Origin of the sequence: Blastococcus colisei, assembly GCF_006717095.1 — a bacterium.
GTDB lineage: Bacteria > Actinomycetota > Actinomycetes > Mycobacteriales > Geodermatophilaceae > Blastococcus_B > Blastococcus_B colisei.
Map to the genome: position 1 here is coordinate 2,013,665 of NZ_VFQE01000001.1, position 21,473 is coordinate 2,035,137.

At 73.7% G+C, this 21,473-nt stretch carries 23 protein-coding genes; 17 read left to right on the forward strand and 6 right to left on the reverse strand.

The window, feature by feature from the left end:
- Window positions 1-175: 175 nt before the first annotated feature.
- The 6 genes from FHU33_RS09575 (at window position 176) to FHU33_RS09600 (ending at window position 6,684) form a co-directional block, all read left to right on the forward strand.
- Window positions 176-754 carry a DUF1360 domain-containing protein gene (locus FHU33_RS09575; RefSeq protein ID WP_142025149.1) on the forward strand — a complete coding sequence of 193 codons (579 nt, stop codon included), beginning with the start codon at window positions 176-178 and terminating at the stop codon, window positions 752-754.
- Window positions 755-926: 172 nt separating this feature from the next.
- Window positions 927-1,934, forward strand: a complete 1,008-nt coding sequence (gene ku / locus FHU33_RS09580; protein ID WP_142025150.1) for a non-homologous end joining protein Ku — start codon at window positions 927-929, stop codon at window positions 1,932-1,934.
- Between the two features lies 1 nt (window position 1,935).
- Entirely contained in the window at window positions 1,936-3,435 is a 1,500-nt protein-coding gene (gene ligD, locus FHU33_RS09585) for a non-homologous end-joining DNA ligase (protein WP_142025151.1), read from the forward strand.
- The gene (ligD, locus tag FHU33_RS09590; protein WP_142025152.1) at window positions 3,432-4,355 is read left to right on the forward strand and encodes a non-homologous end-joining DNA ligase; all 924 of its coding nucleotides are present in this window, start codon (window positions 3,432-3,434) and stop codon (window positions 4,353-4,355) included. The genes ligD (FHU33_RS09585) and ligD (FHU33_RS09590) overlap by 4 nt, the downstream gene beginning before the upstream one ends.
- A gap of 191 nt (window positions 4,356-4,546) precedes the next feature.
- Window positions 4,547-5,020 (forward strand): Fur family transcriptional regulator, encoded by a 474-nt coding sequence (locus FHU33_RS09595; protein WP_142025153.1) that lies wholly within the window; start codon window positions 4,547-4,549, stop codon window positions 5,018-5,020.
- Window positions 5,017-6,684 carry a catalase gene (locus FHU33_RS09600; RefSeq protein ID WP_142025154.1) on the forward strand — a complete coding sequence of 556 codons (1,668 nt, stop codon included), beginning with the start codon at window positions 5,017-5,019 and terminating at the stop codon, window positions 6,682-6,684. The genes FHU33_RS09595 and FHU33_RS09600 overlap by 4 nt, the downstream gene beginning before the upstream one ends.
- Before the next feature lie 172 nt (window positions 6,685-6,856).
- On the opposite strand, the gene FHU33_RS09605 is transcribed toward FHU33_RS09600, so the two are convergent.
- Both FHU33_RS09605 and FHU33_RS09610 read right to left on the reverse strand, forming a co-directional pair.
- On the reverse strand, window positions 6,857-7,801 hold the full coding sequence (locus FHU33_RS09605; protein ID WP_211355057.1) for a proteasome assembly chaperone family protein: 945 nt from the start codon (window positions 7,799-7,801) through the stop codon (window positions 6,857-6,859).
- A gap of 99 nt (window positions 7,802-7,900) precedes the next feature.
- Window positions 7,901-9,040, reverse strand: coding sequence for an AI-2E family transporter (locus FHU33_RS09610; protein WP_246063460.1), 1,140 nt, complete (start codon window positions 9,038-9,040; stop codon window positions 7,901-7,903).
- Window positions 9,041-9,275: 235 nt separating this feature from the next.
- Between FHU33_RS09610 and FHU33_RS09615 the strand changes: the two genes are divergently transcribed.
- From FHU33_RS09615 to FHU33_RS24920, 11 genes are all read left to right on the forward strand, one after another.
- A complete protein-coding gene (locus FHU33_RS09615) occupies window positions 9,276-9,743 on the forward strand; it encodes a PPOX class F420-dependent oxidoreductase (protein ID WP_142025156.1) in 468 nt (155 codons plus the stop codon).
- A gap of 38 nt (window positions 9,744-9,781) precedes the next feature.
- Window positions 9,782-10,369: a hypothetical protein gene (locus FHU33_RS09620; protein WP_142025157.1), complete on the forward strand. Its 588-nt coding sequence runs from the start codon at window positions 9,782-9,784 to the stop codon at window positions 10,367-10,369.
- Window positions 10,370-10,376: 7 nt separating this feature from the next.
- Entirely contained in the window at window positions 10,377-10,898 is a 522-nt protein-coding gene (locus FHU33_RS09625) for a hypothetical protein (protein WP_142025158.1), read from the forward strand.
- A 125-nt stretch (window positions 10,899-11,023) separates the two neighbouring features.
- On the forward strand, window positions 11,024-11,686 hold the full coding sequence (locus tag FHU33_RS09630) for an ABC transporter ATP-binding protein (RefSeq protein WP_142025159.1): 663 nt from the start codon (window positions 11,024-11,026) through the stop codon (window positions 11,684-11,686).
- Window positions 11,683-12,339 carry a heme exporter protein CcmB gene (locus FHU33_RS09635; RefSeq protein WP_142025160.1) on the forward strand — a complete coding sequence of 219 codons (657 nt, stop codon included), beginning with the start codon at window positions 11,683-11,685 and terminating at the stop codon, window positions 12,337-12,339. The genes FHU33_RS09630 and FHU33_RS09635 overlap by 4 nt, the downstream gene beginning before the upstream one ends.
- Window positions 12,340-12,343: 4 nt before the next feature.
- A complete protein-coding gene (ccsA, locus tag FHU33_RS09640) occupies window positions 12,344-13,081 on the forward strand; it encodes a cytochrome c biogenesis protein CcsA (protein ID WP_142025161.1) in 738 nt (245 codons plus the stop codon).
- Between the two features lie 91 nt (window positions 13,082-13,172).
- Complete coding sequence (locus tag FHU33_RS09645) at window positions 13,173-13,619, forward strand: cytochrome c maturation protein CcmE (RefSeq protein WP_170182382.1); 447 nt, start codon at window positions 13,173-13,175, stop codon at window positions 13,617-13,619.
- Entirely contained in the window at window positions 13,616-15,628 is a 2,013-nt protein-coding gene (locus FHU33_RS09650; RefSeq protein ID WP_142025163.1) for a heme lyase CcmF/NrfE family subunit, read from the forward strand. The genes FHU33_RS09645 and FHU33_RS09650 overlap by 4 nt, the downstream gene beginning before the upstream one ends.
- Entirely contained in the window at window positions 15,625-16,203 is a 579-nt protein-coding gene (locus FHU33_RS09655; RefSeq protein WP_170182383.1) for a TlpA family protein disulfide reductase, read from the forward strand. Before FHU33_RS09650 ends, FHU33_RS09655 begins: the two co-directional genes overlap by 4 nt.
- A 5-nt stretch (window positions 16,204-16,208) precedes the next feature.
- A complete protein-coding gene (locus FHU33_RS09660) occupies window positions 16,209-17,393 on the forward strand; it encodes a cytochrome c-type biogenesis protein (RefSeq protein WP_142025165.1) in 1,185 nt (394 codons plus the stop codon).
- Window positions 17,390-17,764: a hypothetical protein gene (locus tag FHU33_RS24920; RefSeq protein ID WP_170182384.1), complete on the forward strand. Its 375-nt coding sequence runs from the start codon at window positions 17,390-17,392 to the stop codon at window positions 17,762-17,764. The genes FHU33_RS09660 and FHU33_RS24920 overlap by 4 nt, the downstream gene beginning before the upstream one ends.
- A gap of 351 nt (window positions 17,765-18,115) precedes the next feature.
- Here FHU33_RS24920 and FHU33_RS09670 read toward each other — a convergent pair whose 3' ends face one another.
- From FHU33_RS09670 to FHU33_RS09685, 4 genes are read right to left on the reverse strand one after another with little or no spacing between them, the layout of a single operon-like run.
- A complete protein-coding gene (locus tag FHU33_RS09670; RefSeq protein WP_142025167.1) occupies window positions 18,116-19,411 on the reverse strand; it encodes a cytochrome b N-terminal domain-containing protein in 1,296 nt (431 codons plus the stop codon).
- Complete coding sequence (locus tag FHU33_RS25400; RefSeq protein WP_246063462.1) at window positions 19,408-20,214, reverse strand: QcrA and Rieske domain-containing protein; 807 nt, start codon at window positions 20,212-20,214, stop codon at window positions 19,408-19,410. Before FHU33_RS25400 ends, FHU33_RS09670 begins: the two co-directional genes overlap by 4 nt.
- Window positions 20,211-21,083, reverse strand: coding sequence for a c-type cytochrome (locus tag FHU33_RS09680; protein WP_170182385.1), 873 nt, complete (start codon window positions 21,081-21,083; stop codon window positions 20,211-20,213). Before FHU33_RS09680 ends, FHU33_RS25400 begins: the two co-directional genes overlap by 4 nt.
- The gene (locus tag FHU33_RS09685; RefSeq protein ID WP_170182386.1) at window positions 21,080-21,472 is read right to left on the reverse strand and encodes a c-type cytochrome; all 393 of its coding nucleotides are present in this window, start codon (window positions 21,470-21,472) and stop codon (window positions 21,080-21,082) included. The genes FHU33_RS09680 and FHU33_RS09685 overlap by 4 nt, the downstream gene beginning before the upstream one ends.
- Window position 21,473: the final 1 nt, after the last annotated feature.

Consider the following 21,473-nt stretch of genomic DNA (forward strand, 5'->3'; position numbering starts at 1 on the left):
GGCGGGGTCCGCACCGGCCTGCCCTGCACGGGTGCAGCGCGGTGGGACGGGGAGCCGGTCGGCGACCGGCGTCTGCCTCCGCCCTACCCGTCGGCTGCCCGGGCATGCGCGGGTGTGCGACGGCGCGCCTCCCGGGCGGGGCATGCGCGAGCGGCAGCGGGGGTAGCGCGGCCGCATGGCGTTCGCAGACGAGGTCCAGCGGCTCGGTGCCCCCGTCCGTCGGTGGGCCCGCACGCAGAAGCGGGAGTACACCAACGGCGAGGAGCGTCCGCTGGCCGGTGACCTCGGTGCGATGGGCGTGTACGTGGGGCTGGTCTCGGCCGCGGCCGCCGCCGTGCGGGCATCGGGCCGCGAGCTGCCCGAGCGCATACCGGTCGGTGACGCCTTCCTGCTGACGGTGGCCACCTTCCGGCTGGCCCGCCGGATGGCCAAGGACCCGGTCACCGCGCCGCTGCGGGCACCGTTCGTCCGGTTCGAGGGGCCCTCGGGCCACGCCGAGGTCGCCGAGGAGGTGCGCGAGCACGGGGGGGCGAAGCACGCCGTCGGCGAGCTCCTCACCTGCCCCTTCTGCCTGGCGCAGTGGGTGGGCACCGGCTTCGTGTTCGGCTACGTCACCGCGCCCAAGGCCACCCGGCTGGCGGCGCTGACGATGACGATGGTGGCGGGTTCGGACGTCCTCCAGTTCGTCTACGACTCGATCCAGAACGGCGGCCTGGCGCCGCAGACCGAAGGCGTCGACCAGGCTCCCTCGTAGGGGCCCGCCGCAGGGTGAGGGGGGCGAGGGGGTGTTCGCCCGTCCGGGGGCGCCCGCGCGACGGTCGACCTGCCGCGGAGGCGGGCTCGGACCTATCCTGCGATCTTGACCCGCTCCCGGGTTCTCACGGGGCGCGACCGGCGGTCGGGCCCGTACGCGTAAGGGGCTCAGCATGCGATCGATCTGGCGCGGGGCCGTGTCGTTCGGCCTCGTCAGCATCGGCGTGAAGCTGTACTCGGCGACCGAGGACAAGGACATCCGGTTCCACCAGGTCCACGCGGCCGACGGCGGCCGGGTCAAGTACAAGCGCGTCTGCTCGATCGACGGCGAAGAGGTCGAGTACAGCGACATCGCGAAGGGTTACGAGCTGCCCGACGGCCAGGTCGTCATCCTCACCGACGAGGACTTCGACGACCTGCCGTTGAGCACCCGGCGCGAGATCGAGGTCCTGCAGTTCGTGGCCCAGGACGAGATCGACCCGATCATGTTCGAGAAGACGTACTACCTGGAGCCCGACGGCCCCGCGGCCCGCCCGTACGTGCTGCTGCGCGACGCACTGGAGAACGCCGGGCAGGTCGCCATCACCAAGATCGCCATCCGGCAGCGGGAATCCCTCGCCGCGCTCCGGGTCCGCGACGGCGTCCTGGTGCTGCACACGATGCGCTGGCCCGACGAGATCCGCCGTCCCGACTTCGGCTTCCTCGACGAGGACATCAGCGTCCGGCCGCAGGAGCTGAAGATGGCCGAGGCGCTGATCGGCTCGATGACGGGCGAGTTCGAGCCCGGTGAGTTCACCGACGACTACCGCGAGGCCATGACGGCGCTGCTGGAGGCGAAGCAGAGCGGCGGCGAGGTCGCGCAGGTGCCCGAGGTCGAGGACACCGGCGGCGCGGTCGTGGACCTGATGAGCGCCCTGCGCCGCAGTGTCGAACGGGCCCGTGGCGGCGCCGCGGCCGACGACGCGGACGGGTCGGCCGACGAGGCCCCGGCCGCGAAGGCACCCGCGAAGCGCACGCCGGCGAAGAAGGCGGCCGCCCCGGCGAAGAAGGCCCCCGCCAAGAAGGCGGCACCGGCGGCGAAGAAGACCACCGCGGCGCAGAAGAAGGCCGGAGACGAGAAGCCGGCGGCCAAGAAGACGGCGGACAAGCCGCCGGCCAAGCGCGCCCGCCGCAGCGCCTGACGTGCCCGCGCGCCCGCGCGGGCGAGAGCCGGACCCGCTCGCCGAGTACCGCGCCAAGCGCGACCCGGCGCGGACGGCCGAGCCCGTCCCACCCGTGGGGAGCGCGCTGCCGGCGGGCAACGACGACACCTTCGTCGTCCAGGAGCACCACACATCGCGTGGAGATCCCGCCCACCCAAGGACGGGCGACCGGGTGCACTGGGACCTGCGGCTCGAGCGCGACGGCGTCCTGAAGAGCTGGGCGGTGCCGAAGGGGCCGCCCACCGAGCAGGGCCCCAGCCGGCTCGCCGTCCCCACGGAGGACCACCCGCTGGAGTACGCGTCGTTCGCCGGGACCATCGCCGCAGGCGAGTACGGCGGCGGGCACGTGACCATCTGGGACGCCGGCCGGTACGCGACCGAGAAGTGGGACGAGCGGCACATCATCGTCACCTTCGACGGCCGCCGGCTCGCGGGGCGGTACGCCATGTTCCCGGTCGGCGACGGCGCCTGGAACATCCGCAAGCTCGACGCCACCCAACCGGCCTCCGCGCCTCCGGCGGCACCCGTGGTCCCCCTGCCGATGCTGGCCACCACCGGGGGGCTGCCGCCGGAGGGCGAGGACGCGGCGTGGGGCTACGAGTTCAAGTGGGACGGCGTCCGGGCGGTGGCCGCGGTGCACGGCGGCGTCCTCGGCCTCACGTCGCGCAAGGGCACCGACATCACGGTGCGCTACCCCGAGGTGGCGAAACTGCCCACCGCGCTCGCGGGGCACGACGCCGTGGTCGACGGGGAGATCGTGGCCATGGACGAGCGGGGCCGCCCCGACTTCGGCGCGCTGCAGAACCGGATGCACCGCACCGGGCCGGAGGTGCCCCGGCTGGCCGCGGCCAAGCCGGTGACCTTCCTGGTCTTCGACCTGCTGGCGTGGGACGGGGAGGACCTCACCGGCCTGCCCTACGCCGATCGGCGGGAGCGGCTGGACACCCTCGGCCTGGCCGGCCACCGCTGGGTCGCGACGCCGTGGTTCCGTGGCGGCGGGGCGGGCGTGCACGCGGCCAGCCAGGAGAACGGACTCGAGGGCGTCGTCGCCAAGCGGCTGGACTCGCCGTACCGACCCGGGGTGCGCAGCCCCGAGTGGCGAAAGATCAAGAACGTGCGGACCCAGTCCGTGGTCGTCGGCGGCTGGCGGCCGGGCCAGGGACGGCGGGCCGGGGGAGTGGGGTCGCTGCTGTTCGGGGTACCCGACGACGAGGGACGGCTGGTCTACGCCGGGCACGTCGGCACCGGCTTCACCGACCAGGACCTGCGCGACCTCGAGCGGATGTTCACGCCCCGGACGACGTCGCCGTTCTCCGGCACCCTCCCGCGCGAGGTCACCCGGGACGCGCACTGGGTCGAGCCCGACCTGGTGGGCGAGGTCGCGTACGCCGTGTGGACGGCGGAAGGCAGGCTGCGGCACCCGTCGTGGAAAGGCGTGCGCGACGACCTCGAACCCGACGACGTGGTGGTCGAGTCGTGAAGCGCCAACGGGTGGAGATCGACGGGCGGACGCTGCAGGTGTCCAACCTCGAGAAGGTGCTGTTCCCCGAGGTGTCGTTCACCAAGGCGCAGGTGATCGACTACTACGTCCGGATCGCGCCCGTGCTGCTCCCGCACGTGGCCGGCCGGCCGGTGACGTTCACCCGCTGGCCGGACGGCGTCGAGGGCCAGACCTTCTTCGAGAAGAACAGCGCCCGGCACGCCCCGGAGTGGGTCCGGCGGGTGACCATCCCGAGCCCCGGCAGCTCCCGGGGGCGGGAGACCCTCGACATGGTCATCCTCGAGTCGACGGCCGACCTGGCCTGGGCGGCCAACCTCGCCGCGCTCGAGGTGCACGTGCCGCAGTGGCGGGTGGACGACGACGGGCAGCCGGCCCTGCCCGATCTGCTCGTGCTCGACCTCGACCCGGGCCCGGAGACCGGCATCGCCGAGTGCTGCGTCGTCGCCGAGCGGCTGGGTGAGCGGCTGGAGGCCGACGGGCTGGACCCGGTGGTCAAGACGTCGGGCTCCAAGGGCATGCAGGTGTACGCGCCGATCGACACCCCGACCGACCGCGAGCACCCGAGCCGCTACGCCAAGGCGCTCGCGCAGGAACTGGCGGCGGAGACCCCCGACGACGTCGTCTGGCGGATGGAGAAGGTGCTGCGCCCGGGCAAGGTGCTCATCGACTGGAGCCAGAACAACCCGGCGAAGACCACCGTGGCGCCCTACTCGTTGCGGGCCCGCGCGGGCGCGACCGTGTCGACGCCGATCGGCTGGGACGAGGTGGACGCCGTCCGGGAGGGGGCCGACCCCGCCACGCTGCGGTTCACGACCGACGACGTCCTGGCGCGGGTCGAGGAGTACGGCGACCTGTTCGACGTCGCCAATGCCACCCGCGCCCCGCTGCCCGAGTCCTGATCCGGCGTCCGCCCGATCGCCGCGCGTGGCCCCCGATGATCAGGAGACCTGATCGAAACGGGTCCTCCCTCGGCGTCGACGGGGAGGGAGGACCCGGAATGACCAGGGAACCTGATCATCCGGGCGTGGGGAGAGGACGATCTGGGCCGTTGTCTTGACTGGATCAAAACAACGGGGTTGAGTGGATCCCCATGGAGACGACGTGGGCGCACCAGCTCCGTGCGGTCGGGCTGCGAGTCACCCGCCCCCGGCTGTCGGTGCTCGACGTCCTCTCCACGCACCCCCACGCCGATGCCGACACCATCGTCACCGGCGCCCGCGCCCAGCACCCCACGCTGTCTCCGCAGACGGTCTACGGGGTGCTCGAGGCACTGGTCTCCGTGGGGCTCGCCCGCCGGATCGAGCCAGCCGGCGCACCCGCGCTCTTCGAGCTGCGGGTGGGCGACAACCACCACCACCTGGTCTGCCGCTCCTGCGGCGCCGTCGCCGATGTCGACTGCGCCGTGGGGGCAGCCCCGTGTCTGAGCCCCTCGGACGCGTCCGGTTTCGTCGTCGACGAGGCGGAGGTCGTGTTCTGGGGGTTGTGTCGCGACTGTCAGGTAGAGGCAGCAGCAGAGTCAGTGCAGATCGACGAGCACGAAATCCGAGGAGGAGCATCCGCATGACCGACGTCGCATCGCAGGGCCCGGCCCCGAGCGAGGCCGACCGCGCCGTCCTGACCAACCGTCAGGGCCACCCGGTCTACGACAACCAGAACCAGCGGACGGTGGGCGCTCGTGGCCCCGCCACCCTGGAGAACTACCAGTTCCTCGAGAAGATCAGCCACTTCGACCGCGAGCGCATCCCCGAGCGGGTCGTGCACGCCCGTGGCGTCACCGCCTACGGCGTCTTCGAGGCCGACGGCACCGTGGGTGACGAGCCGATCAGCAGGTACACCCGCGCCAAGCTCTTCCAGGAGAAGGGCAAGAAGACGGACGTGGCGCTGCGCTTCTCCACCGTCGCCGGCGGCCGCGACTCCTCGGAGATGGCCCGCGACCCCCGTGGGTTCGCGGTCAAGTTCTACACCGAGGACGGCAACTGGGACCTCGTCGGCAACAACCTCGGCGTCTTCTTCATCCGCGACGCCATCAAGTTCCCCGACTTCATCCACTCGCAGAAGCCGGACCCGGTCACGTTCGAGGCCAACGTCGCCGAGCGGGCCTTCGACTTCTGGTCGCAGTCGCCCGAGGCGCTGCACATGATCATGCTGGTCCTCAGCCCTCGCGGCATCCCGGCCAGCTACCGGCACATGCAGGGCTTCGGCGTGAACACCTACAAGTGGGTCAACGCCCAGGGTGAGACCCAGCTGGTCAAGTACCACTGGCTGCCGAAGCAGGGCGTGAAGTCCTTCACGGCTGCCGACGCCGCCACCATCCAGGCCGGCAGCCTCGGTTTCCACACCAAGGACCTCTACGACGCGATCGAGCGCGGCGACAACCCCCAGTGGGAGCTGCACGTCCAGCTGATGAGCGACGACGAGCACCCCGAGCTGGACTTCGACCCGCTCGACGACACCAAGGTGTGGCCGGAGGAGATCTTCCCGCTCCGCAAGGTCGGCACGATGACGCTCAACCGGATGCCGGAGAACTTCTTCACCGAGAACGAGCAGATCGCCTTCGGCACCGGTGTCCTGGTCGACGGTCTGGACTTCTCCGACGACAAGATGCTCGTCGGCCGGACGTTCTCCTACTCCGACACCCAGCGCTACCGGGTGGGCCCGAACTACCTGCAGCTGCCGGTGAACCAGGCCAAGAACGCGAAGGTCCACACCAACCAGCGCGACGGCCAGATGGCCTACGGCGTCGACATCGCGCCCGGCCAGAATCCGCACGTCAACTACGAGCCGTCCATCACCGGCGGCCTGCGTGAGGCCGAGTACCCCACGCACGACGAGCAGGGCCCGGTCGTCAACGGCCGGCTCACCCGCAAGCGGATCCCGCGCACCAACGACTACAAGCAGGCCGGTGAGCGGTACCTGCTCAGCGAGCAGTGGGAGAAGGACGACCTGGTCGCCAACCTGGTCGGGGCGCTGGAGCAGTGCCGCCGCGAGATCCAGGAGCGGATGGTCTGGCACTTCTTCATGTGCGAGGACGAGCTGGGCCAGCGGGTCGGCGAGGGCATCGGCATCACCGCGGACGACGTCCGTGGCCTGCCCCCGCTGCAGACGCAGACCCTCACCGAGGAAGAGCAGCAGCGCGCCGCCAACCTCGGGAAGAACGGTCCCCGCAACGTCGAGGGCCTGGTCATGACGCACTGCGTGCCCAACGAGCACGTCGTCGTCGGCGGCTGACCGACAGCACGCAGCACGCCAGGCGGGCCGCGACCGGAACTCCGGCCGCGGCCCGCTCGGTGTCCTGTCGTCCCGAGTGGGCCCCGGAGGGGTCCGCGCAGGGACGACGCAGCGGCTCAGCGTGAGCCGGGACGGCACCTGGCCGCGGTGTCGTCCGGAGGACGACGATGTTCTAGTCGCGCCTGCGGTCCTGGTCGGCCAGGAAGCGCTCGAACTCCGCACCGATCTCCTCCGCGCTCGGGACCTCACCGCCGGAGAGCAGGTCGGTGCCCTCGCGGGCAGCGGTGAACGCGTCGTACTGCTGCTCGAGGGCGGCGACCACCGCGGTGTTCTCGGGGGACGGCGCGATCTGCTCGTCGATCTCGGTCCGGTTGGTCTGCGCAGCCTCGCGGAGCGTCTCGGTGGGCAGGTGCAGGCCGGTCAGCCCCTCGAGGTGCTCGAGCAGGGTCAGGGAGGCCGCCGGGTACGTCGCCTGCGCCAGGTAGTGCGGCACGTGGGCGGCGACCCCCAGCGCGTCGACCCCCGCCTCGCCCAGCCGCAGCTCCAGCAACGCCGAGACGCTGCCGGGGATCCGCATCTCGCCCCAGTAGACCGGATACTGCTCGATCAGCTGCCGCCGCGTCGCATGCGCGGTGACGGTGACCGGCCGGGTGTGCGGCACGGGCATCGGGATGGCCTGCAGCGCGATCACGGTGGTCACCCCGAGCCGCTCCACCAGCCCCGCGACGGCGGCGACGAACCGCTCCCACGCGAAGTCCGGCTCGGCGCCGTGCAGCAGCAGGAACTGCTTTCCGGCGTCGTCCTCGACGGCGTGGAGCAGGATCTCCGGCGCGGCGAACGCCTCGTAGCGGTCGCTGTTGAAGGTCATCCGGGGCCGGTGGGCGCGGTAGTCGACGAGGCTGTCGGCGTCGAAGCGGGCGATGACCTCGTGCGGCAGGCCGGCCAGCAGGTGAGCGCCGGCCAGGGTTCCCGCGCGCGCGGCGTCGAAATCGCCGGCGAGGTCGTGCACGAGCACCAGGCCGGCACGCTCCTCCGGTCCGCCGACCGCGGCCTCGCGGGCGAGGAAGCGCTGGGCCTCGGGGAGGAGCTCGACCAGATCCTCCGGTCGGTGGGCCACGGTGGACCTCCTGAGATGTGGGACGGACCTCGGCTGCAGCCCCGGAGTGCGCCATGGCATTCCCGGACGCGTCTTCCGTGGTCCTCGGAACGGGCGACGTCAGCGCTCCGGCTCGGGCCGCGGCGGGCCCGCCGGCGTCGGCTGCACCTCCTCCTCGGTGAGCCGGGCGCCATGGGAGTCCCCGGTGAGCTGGACGCGGGTGCCCTCGGCGGTGACCTCGGGGGAGCGCCCGTCGAGCTGGTCGCGCGCGTAGCGGTAGGCGACGGCGATGAGCGCAGTCACCGGGACGGCGAGGAAGGCGCCGATGATCCCGGCCAGGCTGCTGCCGGCGGTGACGGCGAGGATGACCACGGCGGCGTGCAGGTTCAGGCCCCGGCCCTGGATGATCGGCTGGAGGACGTTGCCCTCGATCTGCTGCACGACGATGACGATGCCGAGCACGATGAGCGCCGTCGTGAAGCCGTTGCTGACCAGTGCGATCAGGACCGCGAAGCCGCCGGCGACGAACGCACCGATGATCGGGATGAACGCGCCGAAGAAGGTGAGCACGGCCAGGGGCAGCACCAGCGGCACACCGAGGATCCACAGGCCCAGCCCGATGAAGAAGGCGTCGACGAAACCGACCAGGGCCTGCTGCCGGATGAACTCCGACAGTGTCGTCCACGTCTTCACCGACAGTGCCGCGATGTGCGGCGCGGCCGGCGGTCCGGTCTGCGCGGCCAGCCACGGGACCCAGCGCGGCCCGTCCTTGAGGAAGAAGAAGGTCAGCACGAGGGCGAGCACCAGGTTGATCAGTCCGGAGCCGATGGCCGCGGCCCCGGTGACCGCGTACTGGGCGATGTTCTGGGCGTTGCCCTGGATGGAGTTGATCGCCTGGTCGACGGCCTGCCCGATCTGCTCCTCGCCGAGGTTGAACGGAGGGCCGGTCAGCCATCCCTGCAACTGCTGCAGGCCCTCGCTGACGCCTTGTCCGAGCTCTTCCACCTGCGCGACGACCGGCGGGGCGATCAACGCGATGATGCCGCCGAAGGCGGCCAGGAAGCCGACCACGACGGTCACCGCGGCGAGGGCCGGTGGCCAGCCGTGCTTGCGCAGGAAGCGAGTGGGAGGCCACAGCACGGTGGTGATCAGCAGCCCGAGGACGACGGGCAGCAGGACGACCCACAGCTTGCCGAGGACGTACCCGAGGACAATCACACCGCCGACCATCAGCAGGAGCTCGGCGGACGCGATGGCCACGGAACGGCTGGCACGGCGCAGGCGGGGACCGCGCTGGTTGGTCGGAGCGGGCGCGGCCGTGTCCTGCGGGACGGCACGGGACGGACGTGGCGCATCCGGCTCGGTGGGATCGGTCCCGTCCGGCGGTGTGCCGGTTCGACCGGGCAGAGGGATCCTCATGCGCCGATCTCAGCACAGATGCGCGGGCGCGACCGTGCGGTCACGATCATCGGTGGCGCGTCGTAGCGTCATCGGTATGCCGAAGACCGCGACCGCCGACCGCGTCGACCGAGACGCCCTGCTGGAGTTCCTGCGACCGCGTCACCAGGCGGTGCTCGTGACCCGCCGCCGGGAGGGCGGCGCGCAACTCTCCCCGGTGAGCTGCGGAGTGGACGGCGACGGTCGCATCGTGATCTCCACCTATCCCCAGCGGGCCAAGGTGGCCAACGTGCGACGGGATCCGGCCGTCTCGCTCTGCGTGCTGTCACCGGACTGGAACGATGCCTGGGTGCAGGTGGACGGCGAGGCGGAGGTCCTGGATCTGCCCGAGGCGCTGGAACCGCTGGTCGAGTACTACCGGTCCATCAGCGGTGAGCACCCTGACTGGGACGAGTACCGCGCGGCGATGAGCCGGCAGGGGAAGTCTCTGCTCCGGGTCACGATCACCGGCTGGGGGCCCATCGCCACGGGCGGCTTCCCACCCGAGGTAATTGACAAGCTCTGAGGCTTGCCTCTGTGCAGGAAAGCTGTCAACCTTGCCTGATGCCGTACGTGTTGACCGTGGACCAGAAGGCGAGTCGACGCAAGCCTGACCGTGTCGCCGACGCGCTGCGCGACCTGAACGCCGCCGTCCCCGCGCTCCTGGCCTTCGAGCGGACGGCCGGCGACGAGTTCCAGGGCGTCCTGGCCGAGCCCGACGAGGTCGTCGACGTCGTCCTCCGGCTGGTCCGCGCCGGTGAGTGGAGCATCGGGGTGGGGGCCGGCCCGGTGCAGACACCGCTGCCAGCGACCACGCGAGCCGGTGCCGGCCCCGCCTTCCTGTGCGCTCGGAGGGCCGTCGATGCCGCCAAGCAGCGGCCCGCCCGGCTGGCCGTGCGCGGCGCCGTGCCCGCCGACGCCGGGGACGCCCAGGCGGTGCTCAGCGCACTCGCCGTCGTCGTCGACCGGCGCAGCGAGCAGGCGTGGGACGCCATCGGGCTCGTCAGCAGTGGTCGCACCCAGGCCGAGGCGGCCGCCGTGCTCGGCATCTCCCGGCAGGCGGTCGGTCAGCGGCTGGCCGCCGGCCTGTGGGACCTGGAACGGGACCTGCGCCCGACGGCGGCCCGTCTCTTGACCCGCGCGGCAGGATGATCCGGCCATGAACGCTGCCGTCGTCGTCCTGCTCGGCCTCACGGCGGTGTGCGGGCTCCTGCTCACCGCCCAGGGTGAGCGCGTCCGTCCCGCCTGGGCCGCCGTGGTCCCGGGCGTCCTCCTCGTCCTCGCCGGGGGTATCGCGTGGGCCGGGGGGAACGCGCCCGACGGCCTGGCCGAAGCGGCCGCCGTGGCGGGTGTCCTCGCGGCGGTGGCGGGCGGTGGTCCGGTCGCCACCGCGGTCCTCCGCGTCGCCGACCCGGCGGCGGCGGGTGTCGGCGGCGGCCCCCAGGACCCGGAGATACTCCGGGGCGGCGCCTGGATCGGGATCCTCGAGCGGGCGGCGGTCGCGGCCAGCCTGCTGGCCGGGTCGGCGGAGGGGCTGGTCGTGGTCGCGGCCGTGAAGGGGCTGGGACGGTACGCCGAACTGCGCAGCCCGGCGGCCGCCGAGCGGTTCATCCTCGGCACGCTGGCCAGCGCGCTGTGGGCCGCCGCCTGCGTCGGAGTGGCCGTGCTGCTGCGCGGCTGAGCACGCCGAGCACACGGTCGCCGGGGCGGGATGCGTGCCGCCGCTCGAGCGGTGGATCGCCGTATGCGTCGACCGGTGAGCTCCGGTGACGGTTCGGCAGGTCCCCCTCGCTCTACGCTGAGGCCGTGCTCGGGCAGCCTGCGACCGACGGCGGCCTGCGGTTCCCGGCAGGGTCGCCGCCCGCCGCTGTCCCCGCGGTGCTGCAGATGCGGGGCGTCAGCCGGATCCACGGCGGCCGCGCGGTGTGGGCGCCGCTCGATGTCTCCCTGGCCGCGGGGACCCTCACGGTGGTGACCGGCCCCAACGGGTCGGGCAAGAGCACGCTGTTGCGCTTGGCGTCCGGGTTGCTGCGTCCGAGCAGCGGTAGCCGGGAGTGCGCCGGCCGTGCCCTGTACGTCCGTGGCGGGGGAGGCCTGCGCGGTGCGCAGACCGTCGCGGACGCCGTGACGAGCACTGCGGGGCTGGCCGGTCGGCGGGGGGCAGTCGCTGACGCGGTGGACCTGCTCGGCATCGGGGCCCTCGCGCACCGCCGGGTCGGCACGCTGTCGGCCGGTGAGCGCGTTCGTGCCGCGATGGCCGCCGCAGTCGCCTGCCGTCCGGCGCTGCTCTGCCTGGACGAGCCCACGGCCGCACTGGACCCCCAGGGCACGCAGGATCTCGCCGGGGTCCTCGACGCGCTCCGCGCTGACAGCCGGACGATCCTGGTCGCCACGCACCAGCCGGGCGTTCTCCTCACCGTGGCGGACGCGCATCTGGAGATCGGCGACGGACGAGTGGTGCTGCGGTGACGGAGCCGACCACTCGCGCTGCGACCGCGGCGGTGTTCCGCCGGGAGGTGGCCGTGGAGCTGGCCGGCCGTGAGGCGCTGGTCACCACGGCGCCGTTCGCGGCCGCCTTCGTGGTCCTGGCAGGTCTGTCCTTCGGGCCCACCCCGCAGCACCTGGCGGCCACGGCCGGCGGGACGACGTGGCTGGCGGTGCTGGTCGCCACGGTCCCGTTGGCTCGCGCCGTGGCCGGCGCCGAGATGGCGGAGGACAGCTGGGACGCGCTACGCGGGCTCGTCGCCCCGAACCCGCTCTTCGCCGGCAAGCTGCTGGCGACCTGGGCGGCTCTGGCTCTGACCTGGGTGCTGTCCGGTGCTCTCGTCACCGTGCTGTTCGACGTCCCGGTCCTGCCCGGAGCCCTGTACGGCGGGGCGGTGGGCACGCTGGCGCTCGCGGCAGCGACGACGACGTTCGGTGTGCTCGTCGCCTCCGGCGCCCGGCGAAACGGACTGCTGGCGGCCTTGATCCTGCCGGCCGGCCTCCCGGCCCTGCTCGCCGGCACCCAGTTGGCGACTCCCGGAGTTGCCGTGCTCCCCTGGAGCATCCTCATGACCCTGTACGCCATGGCCGTGCTCACCGCTGCCTGGGCCGTGTTCCCCGTCCTGCTGGAGGAGTGATCGGATGACGTCCCCCTCTCACGGCACGGTCGACCGCCTCCTGTGCGCAGCCACGGCCGTGGTCGCGAGCCTCGCGGTGGCCCTCGCGCTGGTCGTCGCGCCGACCGACGCCGTGCAGGGCGAGCCGCAGCGGCTGATGTACGTGCACGTGCCCGCCGCCTGGCTGGCCTACCTGGCCTTCGCGGCGGTCCTCGTCGCCAGCGTGGCCCATCTCCTGACGCGGGACCTGCGCTGGGACCGCCGGGCGCAGGCGTCCGCGGAGCTCGGCGTCGGGATGACCGCGTTGGCGATCGCGCTGGGCGGCATCTGGGGCCGGCCCGTCTGGGGCGTGTGGTGGGTCTGGGACCCCCGTCTGGTCACCACCGCCGTCCTGCTGCTCGTGTACGTGGGATACCTGGGGGTTCGCGGCCTCGGGGACGACCGCGCTGCGGGGGCCCGCCGGGCTGCGGCCGTGGGCATCCTGGGATTCATCAACGTGCCCGTCGTGCACTTCTCGGTCGTGTGGTGGCGCACTCTGCACCAGCCGGCCACGGTCCTGTCGCCGGACCCTGCACCGATGGACCCCTGGATGGCCGCCGCTCTGGCGACCGCGGTCGTGGCGTTCACGCTGGCCGGGGCGCTGATGGTGCGGCGCCGGCTGCGGGTCCTCGCCTCGGCCGATGCCCCCACGGCGGAAGCCCCGCGCCCCCCGACGGACGCCCCGGCCGAGGCGCTCGTCGTCGTCCCGAGGATCCGGCGGTGAACAGCTGGGGGTGGGTGGCCGCGGGATACCTGCTGACGGGAAGCACCTGGGCCGCGTACTGGTTCTGGACCCGTCCGGGGCGGAGGGCGCGGTGACCGCGGCCGATGTTCCAGCCGCCCGCCGTCGACAGCTGCCCGTGCGGCTGCTGCTGGTCGCGGGCGTGGTCCTCGTCGCGGTCGGGGTGCTGGCGGTCGCCGGCCTGCAGGGCAGCCTCGTCTACTACCGGACCACCAGCGAGCTGGTCGCCGATCCGGAGCTGCCGGGGCAGCGGGTCCGCCTCGGCGGTCTCGTGGTGGCCGGGACCGTCGAGACCACGGCGGAGGGGGTGCGTTTCGAGCTGACCGACGGGGTGCAGGACGTGCCCGTGGTCAACACCGGTCAGCCCCGGGGGGTCTTCCAGGAGGGCCAGGGGGCCGTGGTGGAAGGCATCCTCGGCACCGACGGCGTCTTCCGCTCGGACGTGCTCCTGGTCCGGCATGACAACGAATACCGCGCCCCGGCGGACGGGACCGGCCGCCCCGCTGAGGACGGCGGATGAGGCAGCTGCTCGGCTCGTTCGGGCTGACGCTGGGCCTGGTGTGCGCCACGGCCGCCACCATGGCCTGGGCCGTGGCGGCCCGGCGTCGGGTCACCGGCGAGGCGGGCCGGTGGGCGCGGATCGGCACGCTGGGGGCCTTGCTGGGCGCCGCCGTCGCCGTCGCCGTGATGGTCGACGCCCTGGTCCAGCACGACTTCTCCGTGCGGTACGTCGCCGAGAACGGCGGGCGGGCGGTACCGCTGTACTACACGGTGATCAGCCTGTGGGCGGCGCTGGAGGGATCGCTGCTGCTGTGGCTGCTGGTGCTGACCGGGCTCACCGCGCTGGCGATGGTGCGCGTTCATCCGCGAGCCGGGGACCTGCACCCGTGGGCGATGTCGGTGCTGTCCGTGCTGGGCGTCTTCTTCTTCGCGCTGGCCCTGTTCGCCGGGAACGCCTTCGAGCGGGTGAGCCCCGCCCCCGCCGACGGGCCGGGACCCAACCCGCTGCTGCAGGACCACCCCCTGATGGGGGTCCACCCGCCGCTGCTCTACCTCGGCTACGTCGGCATGGCCGTTCCGTTCGCCTACGCGATCGCGGCCCTCGTCACCGGGCGAACCGGCGCGGCGTGGGTGGCCGTGGTCCGCGCCTGGACCCTCACCGCGTGGGCGTTCCTCACCGCGGGCGTCGTCATGGGCGGATGGTGGGCCTACGAGGTGCTCGGGTGGGGCGGCTACTGGGCGTGGGACCCGGTGGAGAACGTCTCGGTGCTGCCGTGGTTCACCGCCACCGCGCTGCTGCACTCGGTCATGGTGCAGCGGCGGCGGGCGACCTTGCGGCTGTGGAATCTCACCCTGGCGATCGCCACCTTCGTCCTCGTCCTGTTCGGCACGTTCCTCACCCGCAGCGGGGTCGTCGAGAGCGTCCACGCGTTCACCCGGTCGGCGATCGGTCCGGTGCTGCTCGCATTCCTGCTGGCCGTGGTCCTGGCTGCCGGCCTGCTGTTCCTGTGGCGCTCGGACCGCCTGGCCGACGACGAGCCGCTGCTGGCGACGGCCTCCCGGGAGACGTCCTTCCTGGCGAACAACCTGCTCCTGGCGGGCCTGGCGTTCACCATCCTGCTCGGCACCACCTTCCCGATCGCCGTCGAGGCGGTGACCGGCGACCGGCTCAGCGTCGGCGCTCCCTACTTCACGCGGATGACCGTGCCGCTGGCGCTGCTCGTCGTCCTGCTGATGGGGATCGGCCCCCTGCTGCCGTGGGGGCGGGCCCAGGGCCGGCGCGTGGCCCGGCAGCTGCTGCCCTCGGCGCTTGCCGGCCTGGCGACCGTCGGCCTGCTGGGCCTGTCCGGGCTGCGCGGGGTCGGCGCCCTGCTCACCTTCGGGCTGGCGGTGTTCGTCGCTGGGGCCACGCTGACCCGGGTGGTCCTGGACGTGGGGCGGACGCGGGCGCTGCTGCCCGGCCCCCTCGCGGGCGCGGTCGGGCGGACCCTGCTCCACCGACGGCGCACCTACGGCGGGTTGCTCGTGCACCTGGGCTTCGTGCTCGCGGCGGTGGCGGTGGCCGCGTCGTCGACCTACAGCAGTTCGGCGACCCAGCAGCTGGCCCTGGGTGACACCGTGCGCGTCGGCGACTGGACGGCGACGCTGCAGGAGGTCCGGCGGTCGGCCGACGACCGGCGGACGTCGGTGGCCGCCGACCTGCTGCTGCGCGAGGACGGTCGCGACGTCGGGGTCCACTCCCCGCAGCTCAGCACCTACCCGGCGCTCACCCAGGCGGTCGGGACGCCGTCGGTGCGGACGACCCTCACCGAGGACGCCTACCTGGTCCTCACGGAGGTGGACCCGGACAGCGGCACGGCCACCGTGCGGCTGGTGGTCAACCCTCTGGTGCTGTGGCTGTGGGTGTCGATCCCGGTCATGGTCGCCGGTGCGATGACGGCCGGCTGGCCCCGCCGGCGGTCGCGCGAGCCGGCCGCGGCGGCGCTGCCCCAGGACCCGGCGCACCACGCCGAGGAGGTGCGGGCGTGACCACGCCGACCGGCGCCTCGTCCGAGTCGCCGCGGCGGCGCCGCCGCTGGCCTGCCGTCCTGGTCTTCCTCACGGTCGTCACGCTGGTCGGCGGCTTGTTCGCCGCCCGGCTGGGCGGGGACTCCTCGGCGTCGACGTCGGCGCTGATCGGGCAGCCCGCCCCTCCGCTGGCGGGGGAGACGCTCGACGGCGGCCGGTTCGACCTGGCCGACTGGCGGGGGGAGGTGGTGCTGGTCAACCTGTGGGCCTCGTGGTGCGAGCCCTGCCGACGGGAACACCCCGTGCTGACGTCTGCGGCGGAGGCCCTGGGACCGCGCGGCCTGCGGATCGTGGGCGTCGACGTGCGGGACGACCCCGCCGATGCCCGAGCGTTCCTGGCGGAGTTCGGGGGAGCGCGCTGGCCCACCCTCATCGATCCGGAGGGAACCCATGCGATCGCCTGGGGAACCTTCGCGCTGCCCGAGACCTACGTCGTCGGCCGGGACGGCACGGTCGTGGCCAAGACGATCGGTGAGGTCGACGCGGCCTGGATCACCGAGCAGGTGGTTCCGCTGCTCGGCGGCGACGCACCGTGATTCCGGTGCGGCGGGCGGCGGGCGCGGCGGTCGTCGGAGGAGTGGTGGTCCTCGCGGTGCTGGGACTCCTGCGCGCCGCCGCGCCTCAGAACTCCCCGTCGATCCCCGAACAGGTCCAGGCCGTGGCGGTCGGCCTGCGCTGCCCGACCTGCCAGGGCCAGTCGGTCGCCGACAGCGCGTCGGTCCTCGCCGCGAGCTCCCGGCAGGTCATCGAGGACCAGCTGCGGGCAGGCCGGACCCCGGACCAGATCCGGCAGTACTTCGTCGATCGCTACGGGGAGGAGGTCCTGCTCAGCCCCGACCCGTCCGGCGTCGGGTTGCTGGCCTGGCTGCTGCCGGCCTTGGCCGTCGCGGCCGGTGGGATCGTCGCCTGGCGCTGGCTGCACCGGCCGCGCAGCGCGCCGGAGAGGACGGCGGGGGATGCCGTGGTGGTGCCGGCTCGCGAGGCCCTCGCGGCACACCGTGCCGGCGGGCTGGTGCCGGACGGCTCCCCGGCCGGGGAGTCGCTGCGGAAGGCTCTGGACGTCCGGTTGGCCGCGGAGGAGGACGACTCGGCCGACACCGAGGCGCTGGCCCGGGCCGACCGGCGGCTGGCCGCGGCCTTCGGTCGGTACCGGGCGCGGGAGACGTCCGCGCGGGTGCGGGATCCCGGCGCGGTGCTGCCGCGACGGGCGGTCACGGCCGGGGCGGCGGTCGTCCTGCTCACGCTTGCGGGAGTGGGCGTGGGTACGGCGATGGGGAACCGAGGCGCCGGGGATCCGGTCACGGGGGACGTCCCGGTCGCTGCGGAGCCCGCTCCGGGCGTCGCGGCGCTGCGGGCCGAAGCCGAGGCCCGCCCGCAGGATCCGGCCGCGTGGCTGGCCCTCGGCCGTGCCCTCGACCGCGCGCGGCAGTTCGACCCGGCGGTCGAGGCGTACGACCGGGCACTGGCCCTGCAGCCGGCGGCCGACGACGTCGCCCTGCTCCGCGGCAACGTGCTGGTCCGGGCGGGCCGGGGCGCCGAGGCGGTGCCGACGATGCGGGAGCTCGCCGGGCGGTACCCCGACGACCCGGACGTGCTCCTCGTCCTCGGTCTGGCGCAGGAGGCGGCCGGAGCACCGGAGGCGACCGACACCCTGCGTCGCTTCCTCGAGCTCGCCCCGGACTCCCCGGCGGCCCCCGGGGTCCGGGCGCTGCTGGGGGACGGGTGAGATCACTGGCCGCTGTGGCGGCGCTGTTCCTCGCCGGCTGCGGGACGACCGAACCCGCGCCGGTGCCCACGGGGCCGCCGGCGGGCGAGTTGCGGATCGGCATGCAGGAGTACGCGTTCGGGCTGTCGGCGGGCGCGCTGGAGGCCGGACCGGTCACCGTCGTGGTGACCAACGCCGGTGGCGCGGCGCACGACGTCGTGCTGCGGCAGGGCGACCAGGAGATCGGCCGCAGCGACGTCCTGTCCCCGGGTGACAGCCAGACCCTCGAGGTCCAGGTGGAGCGCGGCAGTCCGGTCCACCTCGAGTGCACGCTGACGGGCCATTCGACGGCCGGCATGCACACCTCCGTGGCGGTGGCCGCGGGAGGCTGACAGCCGCAGGAGCATCGCGGGGAGCGCCAGCGACCGAGGAGCGGACGGCGGCGCGGAAGCCGACCAGGGTCATCGACGGCTGAGTTCGGCAGCACGGTGACCTCGGGGTGGAAAATGCCCTCGAGTCATGAAGGGCAGGTCGAGCCGCTCCAGGGGACGTTGAGCCGCGTCAGGGCGCGGCTCAACGCCCGCTGGCGCGGCGCAACGCGCATGCCAGCAGGGCGCTGCGGGACTCGGCGCGGTGATCTCGGCCCCGGAAGCGGCGGCATGTCATGACGGGCGGGGACTTTCCCACCCTGGAGTCACCTTGCTGCCGAACTCATCGACGGCTGACGCCGCGCCCGCGTGCCGTCAGCCGCGCTGCCGCCTCGCGTACCAGTAGGCGACCGCGGCCGCGAGGAGCGGTGCGGCCACCAGTGCGACCCGCAGAACCCCCATCACCGACTGCGGGGAGACCACGAGGATCTCCGCGACGACGGCGCTCGCCGCCCCGAGGGACAGGACCGTGACCAGGACCGCGACCGCCGTGACGAACGCGACCCGGCCGGGAGCCTCGACCGCCCGCTCGGTCACGTCGAGCTCGGCCGCCGGCCGCCGCCGGAAGAGGCGCTCCACCAGGGGGTAGCCCAGGACGGCGACGCCGATGAGGCCCGGCAGCAGGACGCCCCCGAGCAGCGGATTGGTGATCGTGGTGCCCAGGACGGCGACGTCGACCGCGGGCAGCAGCGCGATCCCGCCCTCGGCGAACAGCAGGTACCAGTCCGGGTACATGTCATTGCTGGCCGCGCCCGGCACGAACGGGCCGATGTGCTCCACGTCGCCGAAGGGCACCAGCACGGAGGCGAGCACGAGCACCGCGGCCGTGAGGAGGCCGAGCAGCAGCAGGCGGGATCGCAGCCCCTCGCCACTGGCCGTGGCGACGACCGTCCGGCCGTCCGGCGTCCGCCGCCGCGGCAGCACGGTGTGCCGGTGACGGACGACCAGCCACAGGTGGAGGCCGAGCGCGGCCACGAACACCACCGGCAGCACCAGCACGTGCAGCCAGAACAGCCGTGGGACGGCGTCGGAGGCGTCCGGTCCGCCGAACACGAGGGCGGCCAGCTCCGGGCCCAGCCAGGGGATGCTCGAGGCGATCGTGTGCCCGATCCGGACGCTGCTCCCGGTGACGACGTCGTAGATCAGGTTCTGCCCGGTCCAGCCGAGCACGATGGCCAGCAGGAGCAGCACCATGCCGAGCAGGTAGTTGGTCGCCCGGCGCCCGCGGAAGGCCCCGCCGAGGAACACCCGGAGCAAGTGGCCGAGGATCGTCGCGACGAACAGGTAGCTGGCCACCCGGTGCACCCGCCGCAGCAGCTGCCCGCCGGGGACGTCCTCGCTGATGGTCACCACGGAGGAGAAGGCGGCCGGCAGCTCGCGCCCGGCGTACAACGCCGAGGACCCGTCGTGGACCACCGGTTGCGCGGAGGGCTCGTAGAAGAACGTCAGGACCACGCCGGTCAGGAGCAGCACCAGGAAGCACACCACCGCGACCGGCCCGAGCAGCATGGACCAGTGCGTGGGGACGACGAGTTCGCGCAGCCACCGCGGCGCGCCGTTCCGGGCGGTCCGGCCGCCGCCGGAGGTCCGCAGTCGCTCGGCGACGGTCATCCGCGCACCGGTCCCACGGGCACCGCGAACCCCCCGGTCGCCACCAGGAACCCGTCCCCGTCCACGCCCAGTGGTAGCTGGGGAAGCGGACGGGATGCCGGGCCGAAGGTCGGCACCGCACCGCGCGCGGCGTCGAACGTCGCCTGGTGGCAGGGGCAGAACAGCGAGTCGTCGATCTCCTGGTAGAGCCCGACCGGGCAGCCTGCGTGCGTGCAGATCTTCGAGTAGACGACGATGCGCCGGCCCACCACCCACTCGAGCACGGTCGGGGGCTCGGCGTCACCGGCCAGCCGGACGAGGACGGCGGACGCGGAGTCGGCGCGCTCGGATCCCTCCGGCCACACCGTGCCGAAGCCACCGACGGGGACCTCGTCGGCCCGGATGCGCTCGCCGTCGGCGGTCACCACGTGGACGCCGCGCCGCCACGGGGTCCGGCGGGATTCGTCGCGCCCCAGCCAGGCGAGCAGCCCGATGCCGCCCAGCGCGCCGAGCCCGGCGCCGCCGAGGACCCACCGGCGGCGCACCGGGTGCCGGGCGACCGCGGCCGCCACCGGCGCGTCCCCGGCCTCGCGCTCGTCGGGCCAGACCAGCTCGGAGATGGTGCGCGGTCGGACCTGGGCGACGAGGAAGGCGGCGCCGAGCAGGCCGATGCCCAGGAGCGTGCCGATCAGTCCGGTCCGCCACCCCGCGACCAGCCCGACCACGAATGCGGCGAACAGCAGCACCGTGGCTCCGGCGACCGCGACCGGCACGGGGCCGCGCAGGCCACTCCGGTCGGGGGCGTCCGGCGCGGCCGCGCTCACGTCCGGGCTCCCGCGTCGTCGTCCGCTGCCGGGCCCTCGGGGGTCCGCGGGGCGTCCTCGGCCGGGGGCACGCCGGGCGGCGGGACCGCCGGCCGGCGCCTGGTCCGCACGACGAGGACGAGCGCGCCCACCACGACCAGAGCGAGCACGCCGGTGGCCGCCCCCGCGTACACCCGGCCGATGTCGGTCAGCCCCAGCGGCGTCGGCTCGGCAGCGGCGAGCTCCTCCACGTAGGCCGCGATGTCCGCGGCCTCCTGGTCGCTGAGCGTCTCGTCCCCGAACTGAGGCATCTCGAAGGGACCGACCCTGATGGCCTCGACGATGCCGGTGGGGTCGACGTCCGTGACGTCGGGGGCCAGGGAGCCGTCCGCCGAGATCCCGCCCTGCCCGGCCGCGCTGTGGCAGGGGGCGCAGTTGGTGAGCCACGGGAGCTGGCCCCGCCCGGGGTCACCGGGGAGGACCTCGGGGATCTCGCCCTCGAGGTCGAACGCATCGGTCATCCACGCGACCACCGCGCGCCGCTCGTCCGCGGTCAACTGCTCCTCGATCGCGCCCACCTCCGGGTGCACGATCGGCATCCGCCCGGTCCGGATCGTGAGGTCCACGTACGCCACCGGCAGGCCGCGCAGGTCCGGTCCGGCGGCGGCCCCGGTTCCGGGGACGCCGCTGCCGTCGTTGGCGTGGCACAGCCCGCAGTACCGCAGGTACAGCGACGCGCCCGCTGCGACGTCCACTCGCGCCGGCTCGGGCGCCGGGGCCGCGTCGGCCGGCTGCACGAGGAGGGTCAGCCCCACGCACCCTGCGACGAGCGCGAGGAGGGGGAGCAGCGTCCCGCCGCGCCGCTGTCTCCGTCGGTCGGGCGAGGTCACGGACGCTCCAGCGTGTAGAGGTAGGCGACGATGTCGTCGACGTCCTCGTCGGTCACGCCGACGTCGGGCATGAGGGTGCCGGGGTTGATCTCCTGCGGGTCCTGGATCCACCGGGCGAGGTCGTCCGGGGTATTGGGCAGCATCCCGGCGATGGTGCGGCGGTCGGCGATGCCGGCCAGCGGGGGGCCGACGCTGCCCTGCGGGCCGGCGACCCCAGGGACCTGGTGACAGGCCAGGCAGCCGTACTCGCGCAGCAGCTCCTGCCCCGCCTGAGGTGCGCCGGGAGGTTCCCCGGTGTCCTCGACGAGGCTGCTGCAGCCGCCCAGGACGACGATGCCGAACACCAGGCCTGCCGCCGTCGGCGCGCCGGCCCACCATCGCCCGGTCACC